We start from the raw sequence: 21,010 nt of genomic DNA on the forward strand, positions 1-21,010 counted from the left end.
CCGCCGTATTTATTTACGGCTGCAGTTGGGTGATATAATTAACTTCCAGGCGAAACAGTCCTAACCCGTATCATATTCGGTATATGGAATTCTGATACCGCTACGGGCCGGCGGTAGTATTTCAACCATGGCGTCCGTCCCCCAGCCTGTCGGCAGCGAGGCCATCCGCGGCCGCTACGGGACCGGTGTGACGATAGCCCGCCGCCGGATGAGGGGCATACAGGCGTGGACCCTGCCGGAACAGTTTTTCCCGCAGCGTGCCGGCGGCGTAGTCGCGCTTGTAGACCCCGCGCTTTTGCAGTTCCGGGATCAGATGCTCCACCACATCGCTAAAGCTCTCGTGCGTCACGGCATAGGCCAGATTAAAACCGTCGACATCGGTTTCTTCGACCCAGGACTGCAATTCGTCCGCCACCGTCTGCCCGCTGCCCACCAGCAGGGGGCCGAACCCCCCGATGCCCACCCAGTCCGCCAGCCCCTGTACCGTCCATTGCCGGTGCGGATCGGCGGTGGAGAAGGTTTCCACCGCGGACTGAATGGCATTGGTATGCAGGTGTTTTAGCACTTGCTCTGGTTGATATTGGCCAAAATCAATGCCGGTCCAGCCGGAAATCAGCGCCAGAGCGCCCTCATAACTGACATAGGATTTATACTCATTCCACTTCGCCTGCGCCTGCCGGTCGGTTTGGTCAACGATGGCGGTCTGTAGATTGAAAATCAGGATGCCCCGGGGATCGCGGCCGGCTTCGGCGGCGCGGCGGCGAATATCCGCCACGGTTTTTTTCAGTAATACTTTAGAGGGAGCGGCGACAAACACGCATTCGGCGTGTTCGGCGGCAAACTGTTTACCCCGGCTGGACGCACCCGCTTGATACAGCACCGGCGTGCGCTGCGGCGAAGGCTCGCACAGGTGGATTCCCGGCACCTGGAAGAACGTTCCCTGGTGGTTGATGGGATGGATTTTGGCCGGATCGCTGAAGATGCGCCGCTCGCGGTCGCGCAGCACGGCGCCCTCTTCCCAACTCCCCTCCAGCAGCTTATAAATTACCTGCAGATATTCGTCGGCATAGTCATAGCGGGCATCATGGTCGGTTTGCGCCCGCTGGCCGATATTGCGCGCGCCGCTCTCCAAATATGACGTCACGATATTCCAGCCGATGCGTCCCTTGGTCAAATGATCCAGCGTCGACAGCCGACGCGCAAATGGATAAGGATGCTCGAACGAGAGCGAAGCCGTCAGGCCGAAGCCCAGGTGTTCGGTGACCAGCGCCATGGGCGTGATCAATGCCAGCGGATCGTTGACCGGCACCTGAGTGGCCTGGCGTATAGCCGCATCGCCGTTGCCGTTCAGCACGTCATAGACGCCCAGCACATCGGCGATAAACAGGCCGTCGAATTTTCCCCGCTCCAGCAGGCGCGCCAAATCGACCCAATACTCAAGGTCTTTGTATTGCCAGGAGCGGTCGCGGGGGTGGGCCCATAAACCCGGCGACTGGTGGCCGACGCAGTTCATATCAAACGCGTTCAGGCGAATTTCTCGTTGCGATGGCATACTATTATATTCTCCAGGGTTGCAATCCCCTCGTCCAGGCAGGGCCGGCGGGGTCATAATTATCGGATAGCCAAAAAGCAGGCCCGGGTTTTAACTGCCAAAACTAACGCCGACAAAGGGGACATCGCCCGTCGAGGGCGGGTGAGGTCAACAGGGCAAGCAGCTGGGTGGCAAGGGCCTGGGCATGTTCCGCCACCTGCGGCAAGCCGATCAGTTCGCCAAAACGACCACGCGCCGCCGGCCCCGCCACCAGCAGGCGCGGGTCGGCCAGGCCGTCGCTGCCGATGGCCTGGCTGTCTGCGTTCACCCACAGCCCCAGCCCCAAGGGATCCGCAACAATAAGGCCCTGTCCGGCCAGCGCGCGCAGCAGCGGAAGGCTATTGATCAGCGACCCGTGGGCCGGCCCGGTGGAAATGATGACCTTCTGGGCCACCACGCGCTCGGCGCCGCCCTGCCGAAGGGCCAGTTGCAAGGTAAGATCTTTTTCGCCGCCAGCAATTTTGTCCAGCCGGGCGGCCAGCACGCGCAACGTGCCGTTATCACGCCGTTGCCGCAGCAAGGCGCTGACCTGCGGCGCGATGCGATACCGATGGACATCCCAATAGGGGCGCAGATGGCGTAAGAACCGCCGCTGTTCCACCGGCGGCAATCGCTGCCAGAGCGTCTGCCCGTTGGCGCGCACGTCGTCGATGACCTTTTGCCAGGGGACCCCGGCATCAGCGGCGGCAACGACGGTCCGACGTATCCGGCGCAGCCAGCGGCGCACGGTTTCAGGGGCGGCAAGGGGCGGCTCAACCGGCCAGGACGGATAGTCGCCGGTAACATTTGGACGCGGCAGCAGGCCGCGGCGCGAAAAGGCGGTAATTTGGCCGCGATGTCCGCGCAATTGCAGCGAGGCCGCCACATCGGCCATGGTCAATCCAGTGCCGATAATCACCAGCTCATCCCGGGTTCCTATCGCCGCCAGCGCATTGTCCTGCCAGGGATTGGCGATCAATGCCGGATGTTGTCCCACCTCCTTTGAAATCTGCGATGGCAGCGCCGGCGGCGGGTGACTTATGGCCAGTACCGTGGCGTCGGCATGGATCCGCACGCCGCCGGCGGTGGTGACAATCGCTCCCCCAGGCACTGGTTGCAGGCTTATGGCCCGATCGCGCAGGTGATGCAGGTTAAGGCGGCTGGCGGCGGCGGTTTCGCTAAAGCGCTCGGCGATGTAACGGCCAAACGCGCCGCGCTGCGGATACAGGCTGCCATCACGCCACAGTGCCTCGGGATCCCGCGGCAGCTCATCACCGGCGCGGCACCATCGGTCAAAATCCCCCTCTTCGGCGGCGGAAAGCTGCATTTTATCCGCCGGCACATTGATGCGATGGGCCGGATCACGGGTGGAATATGCCACGCCGCAGCCCAACATAGCGCGCGGTTCGATAACAGTGACATCCCCGGCCAGCCGTCCCTGGCGTCCCAGATGGATAGCCAGCGCGGTGCCGGTAAAACCGCCGCCGATAATAACGATATGCGGATGGACGGCCATCATGAACCCTTGCCGGTCTTGCCGGGACGTTTGTCCCCACCGATGGTTTCGCCGAAGGGGCCGGTGTTGACGCCGCGCACGTCATGAAGCGCGTGCGGTGCCAGGGGCAGCAGCGGCATGACCAGTTCGGCGAAACGATGCGCCTCTTCCAAAGGGGGATCCCCTGACAGTACGAAATTTTTAACCCCCGGCGCCTGGTACTCACGGATGCGTTCGGCCCCCTGCTGCGGACTGCCCACCAGCGCGGTGCCCGCCCCGCCGCGCACCAGGCCGACGCCAGCCCAGAGATTGGGACCTATGCGCAGGTCGTCGCGCGATCCGCCGTGCAAAGCGCTCATGCGCCGCTGACCGGTGGAGTCCATGCGGGCGAAAATTTTCTGCGCGCCGGCAATGGTGTCATCGTCCAGATGGCTGATAAGCCGGTCGGCGGCGGCCCAGGCCTCCTGCTCCGTTTCCCGCACGATAACATGCAGCCGGATGCCATAGTTCAAGGTGCGCCCCCGCTGTTCGGCTCGCCGTCGCACCTCGGCCAGCTTTTCCGCTACCTGCCCGACCGGTTCGCCCCAGGTCAGGTAGGTATCAATCTGTCCGGCCGCCACCTCAATCGCCTCGGGGGAGGAGCCGCCGAAAAACAGCGCCGGACCGTCGGGCTGAACCGGCGGGAATAAAAAATCAGCGCCTTCGACATGAATATGTTTACCGTTGAAATCCACCTTTTCGCCCTTCAGCAGACGCTGGTAAACCGTCAGGAATTCATGGGTCACCTCGTAACGCTCGGCGTGGCTCAGGAAGATCCCGTCGCCTTTGTTTTCCACCGGATCGCCGCCGGTCACCACGTTAATCAGCAATCGCCCCTCGGAGAGACGATCGAGCGTCGCCGTCATCCGTGCCGCGAGGCTTGGCGGTTGCAGGCCCGGACGCACCGCCACCAGATAACGCAGGCGGCGGGTAATGGGCGCCAGGGCGGCGGCGATAAGCCATGAATCCTCGCAGCTTTTGCCGGTGGGGATCAGTACGCCGTAATAACCCAGGTTGTCCGCCGCCAGCGCCACCTGCTGGAGATAAGCTAAATCCACCGGCCTACCGCCCTCGGTGGTGCCCAGGTAGCGTCCGTCGCCATGGGTGGGCAAAAACCAGAATACGTTTATTTCATCGCTGCTTGGCTGGCTCATTATGCAATCCCTATATAACTATATTCGTAATTTATCGAAAGCCGATTAGCCTTTGGTTATAAAAGAGATAGCACAAGGCATGCCAACGTTGGGATGTGTTTTTTTTGATATATATCAACCTTTTGAGGTGATGGCTTTCACCCCCCGCTGCTGCCTATGCAACACGACGGGGTCGAAGATTGCTGCATTGGCAGCAGCGGGCTCGGGGAAATGCCTCGCCCCGCCGGGTGCCTTGAGATAAGCTTTTTCGGCCAGCAACCATGTAGTGGCGAATTGATTTCCTGTTCAGCCAAATGACCTGGAGCCGTCTTATGCCGCATCCGCAACCCGCGTTTTCTCCCGCCGCCCCCGACCTTATCGACCCGGCGTCGCAAGCGCTGCAAAGCGTGCTTGATCGCCTCGCGCCGACGGAGGCAACCGTGCTTATCGTCGGCGAAACCGGGACCGGTAAAGAGGTGGTGGCTCGTTACCTGCATCACCATAGCCTGCGTAGCCATCGGCCTTTTCTGGCGGTCAACTGCGGCGCGCTGACCGAAAGCCTGGCGGAGTCGGAATTGTTCGGCCATGAAAAAGGGGCGTTCACCGGCGCGGTGAGCGGCCATCAGGGATGGTTCGAGGCGGCCGGGGGCGGTACATTGCTGTTGGATGAAATCGGTGAGTTGAGCCTGCCCTTGCAGGTTAAACTGCTGCGCGTACTGCAAGAGCGCGAGATAACCCGCGTCGGTTCACGCAAACCCATTAAAATCGATGTGCGGGTCATCGCCGCCACGCATGTGGACCTGGCCAATGCCATTCGTGAACGGCAGTTTCGCGAAGATTTGTACTATCGGCTGAATGTCGCGGCCGTAACCCTGCCGCCGCTGCGCCGGCGTCCGGAGGATATCCCGGTGCTGGCCGGTCATTTCCTGCGGCTGTATGCCCGGCGTTTGGGCCGTCCCGAACCTCGGCTGGCGCCGGAAACTCTGCAAATGCTGCTGGCCCATCCCTGGCCGGGCAACGTGCGCGAACTGGAAAACACCCTGCATAACGCGGTGCTGCTCAGCAAGGGCGCGCTTATCATGCCGCAACAGCTGAGGCTCAATGAGCACATCAGCCACAACAACATAGATAGCGGCCACGATCGCGATTTGGAACAGTTCATTCGCCGGCAGCTGCGTAAAGAACCGGCCCGGCTGTTCGATCGCCTGGTGACGACGCTGGTGAAAAGCGCCCTGGAGCTTAACGGTGGCAACCAAATCCAGACCGCCGCCCTGCTGGGTATCAGCCGTAACTCACTGCGCACCCATCTGGCGCATATCGGTCTGGTCAAACCACGGCGCAAAGAAACATCGCTAGCCGTCCGGGGCGTTACTACCGCCGCCCCGCCCCCCGACCGGGAGATTCGCATCGGTTACCAGAAGTACGGCAACCTTGGGATCCTGAAGGCGCGCCAGAGCCTTGAACAGCTTTTCGCGGCCCAGGACGTCAACGTGCTCTGGAGCGAATTCCCCGCGGGACCACAATTATTGCATGCCCTGGCCAGCGATGAAATTGACTTCGGCACCACCGGAGAAGTCCCGCCGATCTTTGCCCAGGCACAGGGTTCATCGCTGGTCTATATCGCCTATGAACCCCCGGCGCCCCAGAGCGTGGCGATGGTGGTGCCCGCTGACAGCCCTATCCGCGGCGGCACGGATTTGAAAGGAAAACGTATTGCGGTAAATAAAGGTTCAAATGTCCATTACCTGTTGATTCAAATACTGGAAGAGCATGGGCTGTCAATGGACGATGTGCGCATTGTCTATGCCCCGCCTAAATATCCGCTTACCCAAACTGATGTTACGTCGGTGGACGCCTGGATGATGTGGGATCCGTTATTAAGCGATGCCCAGGGTTCAGGAAATATGCGGGTGGTTGCCGACGGCACGCATCTGGTGCTTAATCAGCAATTCTATTTGGCACGCCGGCAATTTGCGGAACAATCTGGTGATATCGTGCAGCAGATAATCCAATTATTGCAGCAAACCGGCCGGTATATTGCCGCGTCGCCGGGAGAAGCGGCGCAGTATTTATCCATTGAGCTGGGACTGCCCCCCGCCTCCCTGGAAGTCGCGCTGTCGCGCTGCAGCCACGAAACGCGCGCCATTGATGCCCGCGTTATCCGCGAGCAGCAAAAAATCGCCGACAGGTTCTACGCGCTGGGCCTGATCCCCAAGGCTATATTCGTTCGCAATGCGGTATGGCTGCCTTGACCCTCCCCAATAGATAACATTCGGGACAGATCCCCAAAGCGATTTTCGTTCGCACCGCGGTAGGGCTGCCCTGACAATCCCTAACGGATAACATCCGGGACAGGTCGTCGACGCCCCCGGCGTATGGCAAAAAAGCCCTGTAACGCGGCGACGTGGACCCATAGCCGGGACTCGATTAAAATCCCGCTCCCGTTTATAGGTTCCTTCCCCCGCTTATTGGCCGGCGTGAGTATTTTTATCCTGCGACCAGCGCGCCTGGTTGACGTCGATTTTCGTTGGGATCAGGCCGATGCCGGTAAAGGTATCCGCCAGCGTCTGCTGCTGGCGGAATACATCGTCAGTCATGCGTTCGGTGCCAAAAGGCATCCGCGCCAGCGCCCGCAGCCATATCGGCTGCGGCAGACCGGTACTTTTGGACAGGGTTTGCGCCACCTCGTCATGATGATCGTTGGCCCAGGTACTCAATTGGGCCAACTGCTCAACGACCAGTTTGGCGATGTCGGGATGGTCTTCGGCAAACCGCCGGCTGGCGAGATAGAATGTGTAGTGTGGCACTATGCCCTCGGCATCCTGGAGCCGGCGCGCGCCGGCGTTGGTTTCAACCTCGGCGTAAAACGGGTCCCAAATCACCCAGGCATCAACGCTGCCGCGTTGGAATGCCGCCCGCGCATCGCTGGGCGTCAGGTAAACCGGCGTAATATCGCTATAGGCCAAGCCGGCCTTTTTCAGCGCTTCGACCAGCAAATAATTCACATCGGAGCCTTTATTCAGCGCCACCCGCTTGCCTTTAAGATCCGCCACGCTCCGCACCGCTGAATCTTTCGGCAGCAGGATCGCTTCGGTTTTCGGATTGGGAATATTGTGCGCCAGATAAATCAAATCGGCCTTGGCCGCCTGGGCGAAAGCCGGCGGGGCATCGCCGGTGGCGGCCAGATCGATACTGCCGACGTTTAGGCCCTCGAGCATTTGCGGACCGGCGGTAAACTCGGTCCAATGGGTGGCGATACCTTGCTTTTTAAGCGCTTCGTCCAGCGTACCGCGGGCTTTAAGCAACGCGAGAATATTGGCTTTTTGGAAACCGATATTCAGCTGCTTGAGGGGTTGCCCCTCGGCCAGCGCCTGACTAAACAGGCCCATGGCAAGCAAAGCGATCGTCAAGCGCAGGGCGCGTCGCGCCAAAGAATATCCATAGGTCATAAAACCTTCCTGTTATTATGTGTTGTGATGTCAGATGAATCAGCCCCAACAATATAGGCAGGGTAAAATCCTGTGAAATAAAAATAACCCTAGTCTTAGCAATAAATATTCTTATGGCGGGACACACCCTCGTACAGGTCATGCTAAAAGCAACTATACAAAGCAGAAATAGACATTTGTAGTTAAATAAAATAGATATATCCATATTATCTATTTAAAGAAGAAGCAATTAATTGTCTATCATCTTTATTCACGATTAACTATGAATGAATTAAATATAAGCTGAAAAGCGAGGTTTTTTATCCTCTCCTACGGGTACATTTATAGCTGGCTGCGGCCGCGCAGCGCGCCTACCGCCAGCACGATAAAGATTAATACTCCCGTCGCCACCTGCTGCCAGTAAAAGCTCCAGCCAATCAGCAGCAGGCCGTTGGCGACAAAACTCAGCAGCCCCACCCCCAGCAGCGTGCCGGGAACATTTGGCCGGCGCGAGGCGGAGAAGGTAGCCCCGATAAAAGCGGCGCCGATAGCGTTAAGCAAATAAGCGTTACCCGAGAGCGGCACCCAGGCCTTGACATTCGAGGCGAGCATCAGCCCTACCACCCCGGCTATCAGCGAACTGAGCACAAAGGCCGCAGCCGTCAGCCGTGGCACCGGCAGGCCCGAATAGCGCGCCACGCTGGCCTGCGCGCCCAGCACGCTGAAGGCGCGGCCGTAACCTGTGCGCTGCAATAGCTGATGCAGCGCCACCGCCAACAGCAGCACATACCACAACGGCAAGGCAATCCCCAGCAGTGTCCCGTGGCCGATGGCGGAAAAGGACGGCGGCAACGCCTGGCTGAGCAGATAGATGGGTTGGCCGCCGTTCGAGGAGAGTTGCTGCACGCTTTGCCCGATAAACAGCGTGCCCAGGGTGGCGAGAAAAGGCTCGACGCCGAGCACCACCACCAAAAACGCATTGAACAACCCGACGCCGAGTGCCGCCAGCAGCGCCGCGGTGACGGCCAGCGTCAGCCCTGTCTTATGCAAAATCAGCGTCACCAGCACCAGACAGGCAAAATCGATTGCGGTGCCTATGGAGAGATCTACCGCCCCCAGCACCGCGACGACGGTGATCGCAAGGGAAGCGATGGCCAGCGGCGCGACATTGTTCAGCAGCACGCTTTCAACGTTGGATAAGGTGGCGAAGCCCGGCGCGTAGAGGGTGAAAAACAGCAGCAGCGCCAAGAAGGTCGCCGCCATCACCACCCGCAGCAAATTACCGTAGCCGTTTTTTGCCGGCGTCGCCGGCGCGGTTATCTCAAACACTGACTTTTCTCCTCTGCTGACGGCGGCGAAGCTGTGCGGTAAGTGAGACCACCAGCAAGATCAGCACACCCTCCACGCCGTTAATCCAATAACTTGAGATATTGATAAGCTGAAAGCCGTTGGCGATAAGCGTAAGAAACAGTCCGCTTATCAACGTGCCGCCGATGGTGGGCACCAGCCGCCGCGAGAACACCACGCCGAGCAGCGCGGCGGCAATGACCATCAGCAAATTGTCGTTGGAACCCGGCGAGCTGCCGCTCAGCACCGCCACCGAGGCCAGGGCGGCAATACCGGCGCAAAGACCGCACAGCACATAGCTCAGGGCGACATAGCGAAAGACAGCCACTCCCGCCGCCCGCGCGGCCAACGGATACCCTCCCACCGCCTGCAGTCGCAGGCCGAAACGGGTGAAATGCGCCAGGACAATAAACAGCAGCGCCGCCAGCGCGAAGGCCCAGGAAAGCCAGGGAATCGCCAACGGCCCCGCTGAAATAAGCAGGTCCAGCAGTGCGCCGGTCGCCGGCACCGGGGCATTCTGCGTGATGACCATCTCCAGGCCGATGGCGATATTCATGGTGGTCAGCGTGGCAAGCAGCGGTAAAATACGCAGCCAAACCACCGCCGCGGCGTTGAGCAGTCCAAGGGCTACCCCGGTCAGCAGCGTACCAAGCATCGCCAGGCCCGAAACATACCCCTGCCTGAGCAAGACGGCATACACGGCGGCGCACAGGCCCAGATTGGCCGCGATGGAAAGATCGATGCCGCCGGTCAGCGAATGGGCACCGCCGCCTATCAATACCAGCGTCAGGCCAATGGCCAGGATGCCGATGACCGCCGTTTGCTGCAACACGTTGCCCAGGTTGCCCAAGGTCAGGAACAGCGGCGAAAGTACGGCGAACACGGCCAATACCGCCACGATAATCAGTATGGCCCCGCCCGGCATCCAATAGCGGCCGGCTTGGGCGGCGAGTGATGGACGCACCGTATAACCGGCGCCGCGCACGTTCGGCGATAGATCTGTCATGACATAGCCACTCCGGCGGGCAACACCGCCTCGGCCGGCGTTTGCTGATTAACGGCGCCGGTGGCCCAGGCGAGGATTTCCTGGTGATCGGTTTGGCGGGCATCGAGGGTTTTTACCAACTGGCCGCGCGCCAGCACCAGGATGCGATGGGTTATCGTCTGCAGCTCCAGCAGGTCGGTGGAAAAGATGATAACCAGCGCCCCGCGGGCCGCCAGCCGATCCAACTCTTGGTAAATCTCCGCTTTGGCGGCAACGTCAACCCCCACCGTCGGTTCATCCAATAAATAGAGCGCCGCGCCGGTGTTAAGCCATTTGGCCAATACCACTTTTGCTGGTTACCCCCGACAGCTGACGCACCGGCGCCTCGATGCCCGGCGTTCGAATCTGCAGTGCGCTGACGTTTTCCTTAACCAGCGCGCGTTCACGTCCCCTATGGATCACGCCGTGTCGCGCCAGCGCACCTAGGATGGTCAATGCGATGTTCTCGCGGACGCTGAGATCAAGGGCAATGCCGTTGATACGGCGATCTTCCGGTACAAAGGCGATCCCCTGGGCTACCGCGTCACGGGGCGAGCGCGGTAAAAAAGCGCGGCCGTTCAGCTTTACGCTGCCGGATAGACCGTTTTCAAGGCCGAACAGCGCGCGCAGCAGCGCTTTACCGCCGGAACCGAGCAGGCCGGTGATACCAAGGATCTCGCCGCGCCGCGCGCTGAAAGAGACCTGCTGAAAACGGTCCGGCGCCGACAGGCCTTGTACCCGCAGCAGCGTCTCGCCCTCAGGTTGCGTCTCGCGCCGCAGCCGGTTTTTTTGCTCCTGCCCTACCATCGCGGTAATCAGCTGCTGCACGCGGATCTGGCTCACCGGGTGCCGGGCCACATCGCGGCCATCGCGCAACACGGTGACCTGTTGGCAGAGTTCAATAATTTCATTGAGATAATGGGAAACATACAGGATCGCCAGTCCGCGCAAGCGCAGCGCCTGAACGGCGGCAAACAACGAGGCCGCCTCATGGCTCGCCAGCGCCGCGGTAGGCTCGTCGAACACCAGAATGCGGGGTGAACGGCGCAAAACGCGGGTAATCTGTACCACCTGCTGCTCCGCCACGCTGAGTTCGGCAATCAGGCGGTCCGGATCCAGCATCATGCCGAAATGCGTGAAAATGGCCTGCTGCGCCTCGCGACGCATTCTGCGGCGATGCAGCAGCGGCAGGCCGGCGAGCCGGGGTTCTTCACCCAATAACAGCGACTCCGCCACGGTGAGCGTCGGCGCCAGCAGGCGATCCTGGTGGACAATTTCAATGCCCAGCGCCTGAGCCGCCCGCGGAGAGCCGATAGAGACCCTTTCCCCCGCCACGCTTACCTCGCCGCTGTCCGCCGGGTAAATACCGCCGAGAATATTAATCAGCGTCGATTTGCCCGCGCCATTATGGCCGATAAGGCCATGGATGCTGCCGGCCTGCAGCGACAGCGAGACGCCGCGCAGCGCCGGGACGCCGTTGAAGGCTTTGCTGATATTGTTCAGCGTCAGCAGCGGCGGATTATTTTCCATCGCTCTGGCCCAAGGTTTTTTGCACCTCGGCCGCATTCTCTTTGGTTACCAGAATGGCCGGTACATAGGTGGCAGGCGGCAGCGACCGATCGCCCGCAAGATAGCGAGCAACGCTCTGAACGGCGGTTTTGCCGATCAAGTAGGGCTGCTGGGCAATAACCGCCGCGGCGCTGGATTTGGGATCTTTCACCAGCGAAACCACATCCGGGCTGCCGTCCACCGCATAGGTTTTGATCTCGGTGCGGCCGGCAGCGTCAACCGCCTGAGTCGCGCCGATTTGCGGAACATCCCACCCGGCCCAAATCGCCTGTACGGATCCTTTCGGGTATTTATTTAATAATTGGCCGATCTGGCCATAGGCATCCTGTACGGTATTGGGAATGACATCCCGTAACTCAGGCTGAATAATGTTGATTTTAGGATACCATTTCAGCACCGCCCGTAACTGGTCATAACGCATGGCAACCACCGGCACGCCATAAAAACCGTTAAATACCAGGATATTCCCTTCACCGTGTAAATCATTGACCAGCTTTAGCGCCAGCTGCTCGCCAATATAAAAATTATCCGAGGTCGTCACGTTAATACTTGACGGGCTGGCGGTATCAACGGTAAATAACGGAATATTGGCGGCGCGAATTCTTTTAAGCCAAGGCTCCAGCACCGACGCGGTGCCCAGCGTCTCAATGATGGCATCCGGCTTCTGCGCGATTAGCGTCTGAATCTGAGCGATTTGCTGCGCGTCCTTGCGGCCGCCGTCCAGCGCAATGGGCGTGCCGCCCAAACGTTTTACTTCATCTATTTGCCCTTGGTAGGCTTTCAGATCCCAGTAATGTTCGGTGCCGGCGACGGTAATGCCGATATGTTTACCTTTCAATGACGGGACATCATTATTTTGCTGCTCCGCCAGCGAGGGCAACGCAAACAATATGGCTATAGCGGCCAGCGGGCCCGCCAGTATCCGGCGGCATTTATTTCCTTCTTCATCCTTTGGCTTGTTTTTATCTATTATCATTTTTATTGTGCCCCTGATTATCCTGTGTGGAATTTTCAAATAACATTATGGGTGTTAACGCGTTAAAGCTTTCCACCAACGCATTGACCGGATAAATAGAAATAGCCAGCAGGTTGAATGAATTTCAAAAAAATATAACCCCGTTTTATTAGGGGTGGCTAAGCGCTCTTGCTAATAGCTGTGGTAAAGATTTTTTCCAATAAGGTCAACGCCCCTCGATAACCGATATAGCTCTTATTCAGGACAACTTCATAGGAGGCCGGAAATCCCACCTCCACGATATATCCCTGCAATTCCTTTGCCGTATCGCGCTCCCAGGTGGTACCGAAAAGAATCGGCGGCTTATGTCCAAAATCCACAGAGTGCAACGTCTTCCCCACCAGGTAGCCGTCTTCGATAAAGGCCACATCCGAACGTACATCGTCGGCCAGGTGTTCATACTCAGAGGCGATTTGCGCCCGGTATTTTTCCGGTACATTATCCGTAATGATTTGTTTGCCCGGAATCAGCCCCAGCTGATTGACCAGGAATTTATTGAGCGCCAGATTATAGGCGCTATCACCGACGACGGCATAGGATGCCGGCAGCCCCCACCAGTATTCGGCATAAAAATCGGTAAAGGACTCCAGATAATAATAATATTGCTCATCTTCATGCCGTATAAATTCTTCTGATTGTTGCTTATCAATGCCCGCGAATTCCACCACCTGGCGCAGGAATTCCGCCGACTGGCCGGCGCCGATGGGTAAAATCGGGATATGCAGATAAGGCTGTTGATATTTTTTCTTCAAGTGTATCGCCGTCTGCAGTCCCAACCAAGGCGAAACCACCAGGTTAAACTGGGCGTTTGGGATGGTTTTCCATTCTTCCACACCGGCGGACCCGTTGCCAAAAAGAATATTTACCCTGAATCCGGCCCCCTGCAAAATACGCTTTAGTTCTTGTAAATCCCCGCGCCAAAACGTATTTTGGAAAGGCAGCTCCGCCCAAACGTTGATAAGTCCCTTGATTTTTTTATCTTTATTTACGGCATATTTATCAACGTATTGATCAATAATGGCCTCCGTAACGATTTCATGCCCGATGAAATTGTTACCCTTAAAGCCTCCGGTTTCAGCATACACAATCGGTACGCCTTGATCCTGGAATTTGCTCACCACTGAAGCGACATCATCGCCGACGATTTCACCTATGCAGCCGTTCAGCACCACAAACAAATCCCCTTCCATCATCTTCAGGGTGGCTTTGATAAGATTATCCAGGCGTTCGGCCCCGCCGAAAATGACCTCGTTCTCCCGTAAATTGGTGCTAGGGGCAACGGCGCCGCCGGCATAGCCGCCGCCCTGGAACCCGTTGTAAAACTCAGGGCCATGTATTGTTTATCCACGCATCCCGGGCCGCAATGGGCAATGGGAATAGCACCCGGAATCGCCTCTACCGAATGCATGGCGCCGAGCGCACAGCCATAACGCACCTGACTGATTGAATTTGTCTGCTCGCATATAATATCCACCATCACTACATTCCTCTAATCGTCAATTAATTCCGGATGCCGCGCCAAGATATAGGGTCTTTTGGTCCAACCACCATTTTTATAAGGCAGCTTGACATGTTTTTAATATCGTCATGAAACTTCTTATGCGCCAGAATATCCAGAATGGATTCACCCAGATTAATGATCCCTTGATAGCCGATGGCGATATGCTCGTCCCCCAGCGGAGCCGCCGGAATACCCAAACGCGAGGCCAAAGGCGCCAGTCCGTTATGACGAATCAACAGAAAATCCGGTTTGACCTGTTGCAGAAAACCATAGAGCTGGTACTGCTGGCGGTTGCTGACCTGGAAATGTTTTACATCGCCATAATTTTTGGTCAAATGTCCCAGGGAATCTTCCCTGACATCTCCGCTGTCATAGACCGGATCATGATGAAATACCAACGAACCATCCACCTGGACGCCCAGTTCCCGCAAGACCTGAATCAGCGCGTGTGAATAAGCGGAACCGGTCGCCACGTATCCCTTGATACCCTTGAGTTTTTCCTTTAGTTCCGCTATGCGTGGGGCGACGCGCGCATGCTCGGATGCAATGTATTTTTCCGCCAGCGCTTCTCTGTGCGTGACCTTGCCGATTTCCCTAAGCCAGGCATCCGTACCGACAAAACCATACGGCATAGGCGCTTTGATTTCCGGTACGCCGAAATGCTGTTCCAGCGCCGCGGCCATATAGGAAGACAGCGTATAGCAAAAACCCACCGTGGCGGCGGCTGACGACAATTGCGCTAAATCGTCAACCGAAGCTAAATCAATGACATAATTGACGCGCAGATTGAGGTTGGCCAGCATCGGCGTAAAAACATCCGACCCCCAGAGGTTAATGACATTGATCAAATCCTCCTGCTTTTGCGGATTACGCTTGACGATCTGGCGCAAGATGCCATGCTGCACCGCATCAAACCCGGTACTCCAATGCTTGGAACGGAAACCTTCGCACGCCAGCGGTATCACCGGAATGCTGTATTGCTCTTCCTTTTCTTTGGCAACGCTTTCCATATCCTCGCCGATAATGCCGGTGGCGCAGGAAGAGGAAAGAAACACCGCTTTGGGCTGATAGCGCGCCACCGCGTCATCTATGGACTGCCGCAGTTTATCCGATGCGCCGAAGACCAAATCATTTTCCAGCAAGTTGGTGGTGATACAGTGGATGTTCTCAACCGGGTGCCCGCGCATGGCCAGTCCGTTGCGGTAGATTGAATTATAGGGAACCTGACCCGCCCCGCAGCCGATAGGCGCATGCTGAATGAGCACCGCATCGCGCACATGTCCCGCCTGGCATTCAACCATCTGCTCACTGCACACCGAACCCTGGGTAAACGGCCCTTCTAATTCGCATAATTGACAGCCGCCCTTCCCCGGACCGCCGCCACAGCCCCTCGCCTCGAAATTGGATTGTTTATGCAGCTCACTGGCGGTGCCCGACCAGGCAATAATTGTTCCCAACCGCTGCTCGCGATTTTCAACTTCCGCAATGTCTAAATTAATCTTCTTGGGCATACCGAGTCCTCTCTTAAATTCTCTGTTTATAAGCTATATAAGCGAACGGTCCTTGGTCGCGCCAGCCGGCCACGGTAGGATTACCAGCGCTAATCTTCCGCCAGGGCGGCGATGAGCCCAAATTCTTTGAAAATTTCTTCCAAACGCTCTTGCGTCATTGGCGTTGGAATAGAGAATCTCGTATTGGCTTCTATTTTTTTCGCCAATCCTCTATATTCATTGGCCTGTGCGGCGTCCGGCCGATATTCGATAACCGTTTTACGATTAATTTCAGCCCGTTGCACAATATTGTCGCGCGGCACAAAATAAATAAGATTAGTATTTAGCTCTTCAGCAAAAGCCTTGAGCAATTCAATTTCACCATCTACCTGGCGGCTATTACAAATGATACCGCCTAACCTCACATCGCCTTTTTCGCATATTTTTCGATACCTTTGGCAATGTTATTAGCCGCATAAAGCGACATCATTTCCCCGCTGGCGACAATGTAAATTTCCTTGGCCTTTCCCTCGCGAATGGGCATGGCGAATCCACCGCAAACCACATCGCCCAAAACATCGTAAAGACATAGTCCAAATCCTCCGTGTATGCCCCCAGTCGTTCCAAAAGCCCAATGGAGGTGATGATGCCGCGCCCGGCACATCCGACGCCCGGCTCCGGGCCGCCGGATTCCACGCACCGCGTACCTTGGAAGCCCTTTTTCAGAATGCGCTCCAATTCCACGACTCCGCCGCCGATTTCGCGCAAGGTATCCAATACGGTCTTCTGCGCCTGCCCCCCCAGCAAAAGCCGGGTTGAATCAGCCTTTGGATCGCAGCCAACGACCAAAACCTGCTTGCCGAGTTCAGCGAGGCCCGCGGTCAGGTTTTGCGTGGTCGTCGATTTTCCGATACCGCCTTTGCCGTAAATCGCAATCTGTCTTAAGGTATGTTCCGCCATAAATGAATTCCCCTGTTATCACATTTATCACGAGCGTTAGGCAGCAAATAACCGCGTCCACGGGAGCAGTGCTCACGATAACAATCCCCTGTGCCATAAGAGAGTTTTGAGTCTAAGGATTTCTCATAGCCAAACAAACTAATCAATCCGCATATTCATATGTAAAGTTACCCATGGGACTCTTTGCAATCCTTAAATATGTTCTTTGTGGAAAATTGATATAAACATGCATTAAGAAAATTGCGGAAAAATATTAATTTGATATCAATTTGATTTAATCACTAGAATAAATATATCTTCAGAAATTTATTTAGAAAAAAAAGCATAGTACGAAATTAACAATCAATATCCTTTTTAGTCAGTTAACAAATTATCCCACCTATGTTTTTCTGAAGTCCTGACTCTTCTACCTGATTGCGACTATATTATGACATCCTTAAAATTTGAAACCTTGCAGCTTCACGCCGGCCAAGAACCCGATCCCACGACCGGGGCGCGGGCGGTGCCAATCTACCAGACCACCTCCTATGCTTTCGAGAACGCCCAGCAGGGCGCGGACCGGTTTGCATTGCGGGAATTCGGCAATATCTATACCCGGATTCAAAATCCCACCACAGACGTATTTGAAAAGCGCATTGCCGCCTTGGAGGGAGGCGTTGCCGCGCTGGCGGTGGCGTCCGGCCAGGCCGCGCAATTCATCGCGTTAAACAATATCCTCCAGGCCGGCGATAATTTTGTCACCTCCCCCAACTTGTACGGCGGCACATGGGCGCAATTTCACCTATCATTCAAACGCCTAGGGGTGGAGGCCCGCTTTGCCAAGGATGATAGCGTCGACAGCTTTGAAAGCTTGATTGATGCAAACACCAAAGCCCTTTACCTCGAAACCATCGGCAATCCACGCCTGGGTTTTCCTGATTTCGACCATTTCGCCGAGCTGGCGCAAAAACATAACTTGCCTTTGGTGGTGGATAACACCTTCGCCGCCGGCGGATATCTGTTTCGTCCCCTTGAACACGGCGCACATGTGGTGGTGGAATCCGCCACCAAATGGATCGGGGGTCACGGCAATAGCATCGGTGGCGTCATCGTCGATGGCGGCAATTATCCCTGGGGCAACGGCAAATTTCCGCAATTCTCAACGCCATCAGAAGCGTATCACGGCCTGGTTTATAACGACGTCTTTGGCCCGGGCAGTGAATTGGGCAACATACAGTTTATTATCCGCGCCAGGGTGGAAGGCCTGCGTGATTTCGGCCCCACGCTGTCGCCTTTCAATGCCTTCCTGCTTTTACAAGGGCTGGAAACGCTCTCCCTGCGGGTAGAACGCCATGTGGCTAACGCGCTGGAACTGGCCCGCTGGCTGGAAAAACATCCCGAAGTGGAAAGCGTGAATTATCCGGGGTTACCCTCCAGTCCGGCATACGACATTGCCCATAAATACCTGAAAAAGGGATTTGGCGGCGTGCTGTCCGTGGAAATCCGCGGCGGCAAAGAGCGTGCCGGCCGTTTTATTAATAGCCTGCAACTGATTACTCATCTGGCAAATGTGGGGGACGCAAAGACCCTCATTATCCAGCCTTCGGCCACTACCCATCAACAGTTAAGCGATGCGCAGCAGCTCTTGGCCGGGGTGACGCCGGCCGGGCTGCGGATCTCGGTGGGCATTGAGCATATTGATGACCTGAAGTCGGACATCGAACAGGCATTCAAGGCCAGTAAATAGCCTGGCTATCTCTATGACATTGCAACATTTTCACTCCGCTGCGTCCTTTGTCCTGGAGAACGGTTCCGTTCTCCAGGATATTGATATCGCTTTTCACACCTATGGTACGCTGAATGCCGATAGATCCAATGTGGTATGGATTTGTCACGCCCTGACAGGCAGTTCGGATGTTATCTCCTGGTGGCCCGGCCTGGTGGGCAAGGGGAAATGTTTTGATCCCGGTCGCTGGTTCATTGTCTGCGCCAATGTGCCCGGCTCGCCTTATGGCTCAACCAGCCCGCGGAGCCTCAACCCGGCCACCCATCAGCCTTATCTACAGGATTTTCCGGCCATAACCATTCGGGATATGGTTTTTGCGCACAGCCTGCTCGCCGATGCGCTGGGGATAGCGAATATACATTTACTGATTGGCGGTTCCATGGGCGGCCAACAGGCGCTGGAATGGGCCATTCATGAGCCTCGGCGAATAAGCCGGTTGGTGCTTCTGGCCACCAATGCCGTTTGTTCTCCCTGGGGAATTGCTTTCAATGAAAGCCAGCGGCTGGCGTTGCTGGCAGATAAAACCTTTGACGGCGTCGACCCCAACGGCGGCATGGCCGGACTGAAGGCAGCCCGAAGTATTGCCCTGCTGTCCTATCGTTGTTTCGATACCTACCAGCACACCCAGGCAGAAAGCGACCGGCATAAACAAGACCGTTTTCTGGCCGCCGCCTATCAACGTCATCAAGGGGAAAAATTCATCCGGCGATTTAACGCCTATTGTTACTGGTGCCTGCTTAACGCGCTCGATAGCCATAATATCGGCCGCCAGAGAGATAAACCGGAAGCCATGCTGGCTAAAATAACGGCCAGAACGCTGATTATCGGCATCACTTCCGATCTGCTGTTTCCGATCAGGGAACAGCAATATCTGTCTAGACATATCAAAAGTGCTCAATATGCGGAAATTGATTCCCTTTATGGACATGATGGTTTTCTGACCGAAGCGCCAGCGCTGGAAAAACATCTTTTCCCGTTTTTATATGGGCAAGAGATTAAGCCGGAAAAGAAAATAGCGGCTATGACGAGGCGTTAAAGCCCGAAAACGTAAGCAGCAGGAGAATCATCATGAATAATCTCCCCATCGCCGATCGGGTATCACGGCATTTTGATCTCTCCCGGCAGTTCACCGCACTGCATAAAATCAGCGTAACGCTCAGCCGCTCGCTGGAAACGGGACAAACACTCCTGGCCATAATCCGGGCGCTGTATGAAAACGCCGATATGCAGTACGGCATGGTTTGCCTGTTCGATAAAGCCCGCAGCGCATTATTTATCGAAGCGTTATACGGTGCCGATAGTGAAATGGAGAAAAAATGCAAAAATGTGCGCTATCGCATCGGCGAAGGCATTCTGGGGACGGTAATGAGCCAGCGGCGTTCACTGGCCTTGCCGCGGATTTCGGACGATCCGCGCTTTCTTGACCGGCTTAATCTGTATGATTACAGTCTGCCGTTTATCTGCGTGCCGATCCCGGGTTCGGACGGCATCCCGCTGGGGGTGCTGGCGGCACAGCCGATGGCAGCAGGCGAGGATCAACTGCCGGCCGCTACCCGTTTTCTGGAAATGGTGGCTAATTTGATTTGCCAAACCGTCCGGCCAGTGGAACACCCGTGTGATGTAACCGGCGCCCCGGAACAGCAAAGGGGCACACCGCGCCCCTTGGTAAAGCAGCGATACGGCTTCGACAATATGGTGGGCAGTAGCCGGTCGATGCGGCGAATTTTCGACATGATCCACCAGGTGGCCAAATGGGACACCACCGTCCTGGTACGCGGCGAAAGCGGCACCGGTAAAGAGCTTATCGCTAACGCGATTCACTATGATTCACCCCGCGCTCGCGAACCTTTTGTCAAATTCAACTGCGTGGCGTTGCCGGATACCTTGCTGGAAAGCGAATTATTCGGTCATGAGAAGGGAGCATATACCGGCGCGGTACGTCAGCGTAAAGGGCGGTTTGAACTCGCCGACGGCGGTACGCTGTTTTTGGATGAAATCGGTGAAAGCAGCCTCTCTTTCCAGGGGAAATTACTGCGTATTTTGCAAGAAGGGGAAATGGAGCGCGTCGGCGGCGATACCACTATCAAAGTCAACGTGCGTATTATCGCCGCCACTAACCGTAATCTGGAAGAGGAAGTGCAAAGCGGTAACTTCCGGGAAGATCTCTATTACCGCCTGAATGTCATGCAGATTAACTTACCGCCGCTGCGCAAACGGCAGGAAGACATCGTCGAGCTGACGCAGTTTCTCATTGCTAAACTGGCGGCAAAACAGGGGCGGGATCTGCGCATCAGCGAGGGCGCGCTGTGTTTGCTAAAGAATTATAGCTGGCCCGGCAACGTCCGCGAGCTGGAGAACTGCCTGGAGCGCGCGTCAGTGATGTCAAAAGAAGGCTTGATTGACCGCAACATCATTGTGTCCAATCAGAGAACACCGGCACGTCAGGCGATCCAGGCCTTACGGCGTAACCTGCCGCACCCGCAATCTGCCGAAGACCAGGACGATGACGATTTGGACGATCGGCAGCGGCTGATTGCCGCATTGGAAAAGTCCGGTTGGGTCCAGGCGAAAGCTGCCCGTTTGTTGGGCATGACTCCGCGTCAGGTTGCCTACCGGATACAGAACCTGAATATCGATATACCACGGTTATGATGATGCCTTTTTACGTTGGCTC

At 56.5% G+C, this 21,010-nt stretch carries 15 protein-coding genes and 1 pseudogene; 4 read left to right on the forward strand and 12 right to left on the reverse strand.

Features of this window, described 5'->3' with window-relative positions; genetic code table 11:
• Nucleotides 1-121: 121 nt before the first annotated feature.
• From GTU79_RS17120 to ssuD, 3 genes are all read right to left on the reverse strand, one after another.
• Nucleotides 122-1,552 (reverse strand): LLM class flavin-dependent oxidoreductase, encoded by a 1,431-nt coding sequence (locus tag GTU79_RS17120; protein ID WP_253073333.1) that lies wholly within the window; start codon nt 1,550-1,552, stop codon nt 122-124.
• Between the two features lie 103 nt (nt 1,553-1,655).
• The gene (locus GTU79_RS17125) at nt 1,656-3,086 is read right to left on the reverse strand and encodes an FAD/NAD(P)-binding protein (protein WP_203523775.1); all 1,431 of its coding nucleotides are present in this window, start codon (nt 3,084-3,086) and stop codon (nt 1,656-1,658) included.
• On the reverse strand, nt 3,086-4,258 hold the full coding sequence (gene ssuD / locus GTU79_RS17130) for an FMNH2-dependent alkanesulfonate monooxygenase (protein WP_214513183.1): 1,173 nt from the start codon (nt 4,256-4,258) through the stop codon (nt 3,086-3,088). Before ssuD ends, GTU79_RS17125 begins: the two co-directional genes overlap by 1 nt.
• A gap of 311 nt (nt 4,259-4,569) precedes the next feature.
• Between ssuD and GTU79_RS17135 the strand changes: the two genes are divergently transcribed.
• Nucleotides 4,570-6,489: a sigma-54-dependent Fis family transcriptional regulator gene (locus tag GTU79_RS17135; protein WP_203523201.1), complete on the forward strand. Its 1,920-nt coding sequence runs from the start codon at nt 4,570-4,572 to the stop codon at nt 6,487-6,489.
• Between the two features lie 213 nt (nt 6,490-6,702).
• Here GTU79_RS17135 and GTU79_RS17140 read toward each other — a convergent pair whose 3' ends face one another.
• The 9 genes and pseudogenes from GTU79_RS17140 to nifH form a co-directional block, all read right to left on the reverse strand.
• The gene (locus tag GTU79_RS17140; RefSeq protein ID WP_203523202.1) at nt 6,703-7,686 is read right to left on the reverse strand and encodes a sulfonate ABC transporter substrate-binding protein; all 984 of its coding nucleotides are present in this window, start codon (nt 7,684-7,686) and stop codon (nt 6,703-6,705) included.
• A 321-nt stretch (nt 7,687-8,007) separates the two neighbouring features.
• The gene (locus GTU79_RS17145) at nt 8,008-8,994 is read right to left on the reverse strand and encodes an ABC transporter permease (RefSeq protein WP_253073334.1); all 987 of its coding nucleotides are present in this window, start codon (nt 8,992-8,994) and stop codon (nt 8,008-8,010) included.
• Nucleotides 8,987-10,018 (reverse strand): ABC transporter permease, encoded by a 1,032-nt coding sequence (locus GTU79_RS17150; RefSeq protein WP_203523203.1) that lies wholly within the window; start codon nt 10,016-10,018, stop codon nt 8,987-8,989. Before GTU79_RS17150 ends, GTU79_RS17145 begins: the two co-directional genes overlap by 8 nt.
• Complete coding sequence (locus GTU79_RS30550; protein ID WP_253073335.1) at nt 10,015-10,338, reverse strand: sugar ABC transporter ATP-binding protein; 324 nt, start codon at nt 10,336-10,338, stop codon at nt 10,015-10,017. Before GTU79_RS30550 ends, GTU79_RS17150 begins: the two co-directional genes overlap by 4 nt.
• The gene (locus GTU79_RS17155; protein WP_253073336.1) at nt 10,322-11,566 is read right to left on the reverse strand and encodes a sugar ABC transporter ATP-binding protein; all 1,245 of its coding nucleotides are present in this window, start codon (nt 11,564-11,566) and stop codon (nt 10,322-10,324) included. The genes GTU79_RS30550 and GTU79_RS17155 overlap by 17 nt, the downstream gene beginning before the upstream one ends.
• Nucleotides 11,556-12,581 carry a sugar ABC transporter substrate-binding protein gene (locus GTU79_RS17160; RefSeq protein ID WP_214513184.1) on the reverse strand — a complete coding sequence of 342 codons (1,026 nt, stop codon included), beginning with the start codon at nt 12,579-12,581 and terminating at the stop codon, nt 11,556-11,558. Before GTU79_RS17160 ends, GTU79_RS17155 begins: the two co-directional genes overlap by 11 nt.
• A gap of 158 nt (nt 12,582-12,739) precedes the next feature.
• Nucleotides 12,740-13,957 (reverse strand): nitrogenase component 1, encoded by a 1,218-nt coding sequence (locus GTU79_RS17165; RefSeq protein WP_214514164.1) that lies wholly within the window; start codon nt 13,955-13,957, stop codon nt 12,740-12,742.
• A 163-nt stretch (nt 13,958-14,120) separates the two neighbouring features.
• Nucleotides 14,121-15,632, reverse strand: coding sequence for a nitrogenase component 1 (locus tag GTU79_RS17170; RefSeq protein WP_214513185.1), 1,512 nt, complete (start codon nt 15,630-15,632; stop codon nt 14,121-14,123).
• A gap of 89 nt (nt 15,633-15,721) precedes the next feature.
• Nucleotides 15,722-16,571, reverse strand: a pseudogene (gene nifH / locus GTU79_RS17175) (nitrogenase iron protein).
• A gap of 427 nt (nt 16,572-16,998) precedes the next feature.
• On the opposite strand from nifH, the gene GTU79_RS17180 reads away from it, so the two are divergent.
• The 3 genes from GTU79_RS17180 to nifA are packed head-to-tail and all read left to right on the forward strand — an operon-like array spanning nt 16,999 to nt 20,988.
• The gene (locus GTU79_RS17180; protein WP_203523209.1) at nt 16,999-18,297 is read left to right on the forward strand and encodes an O-acetylhomoserine aminocarboxypropyltransferase/cysteine synthase family protein; all 1,299 of its coding nucleotides are present in this window, start codon (nt 16,999-17,001) and stop codon (nt 18,295-18,297) included.
• 13 nt (nt 18,298-18,310) lie between these two features.
• The gene (locus GTU79_RS17185; protein WP_203523210.1) at nt 18,311-19,372 is read left to right on the forward strand and encodes a homoserine O-acetyltransferase family protein; all 1,062 of its coding nucleotides are present in this window, start codon (nt 18,311-18,313) and stop codon (nt 19,370-19,372) included.
• A 32-nt stretch (nt 19,373-19,404) separates the two neighbouring features.
• Nucleotides 19,405-20,988: a nif-specific transcriptional activator NifA gene (nifA, locus tag GTU79_RS17190; RefSeq protein WP_203523211.1), complete on the forward strand. Its 1,584-nt coding sequence runs from the start codon at nt 19,405-19,407 to the stop codon at nt 20,986-20,988.
• Nucleotides 20,989-21,010 lie beyond the last annotated feature (22 nt).

This window comes from Sodalis ligni (assembly GCF_016865525.2).
Taxonomy (GTDB): domain Bacteria; phylum Pseudomonadota; class Gammaproteobacteria; order Enterobacterales; family Enterobacteriaceae; genus Acerihabitans; species Acerihabitans ligni.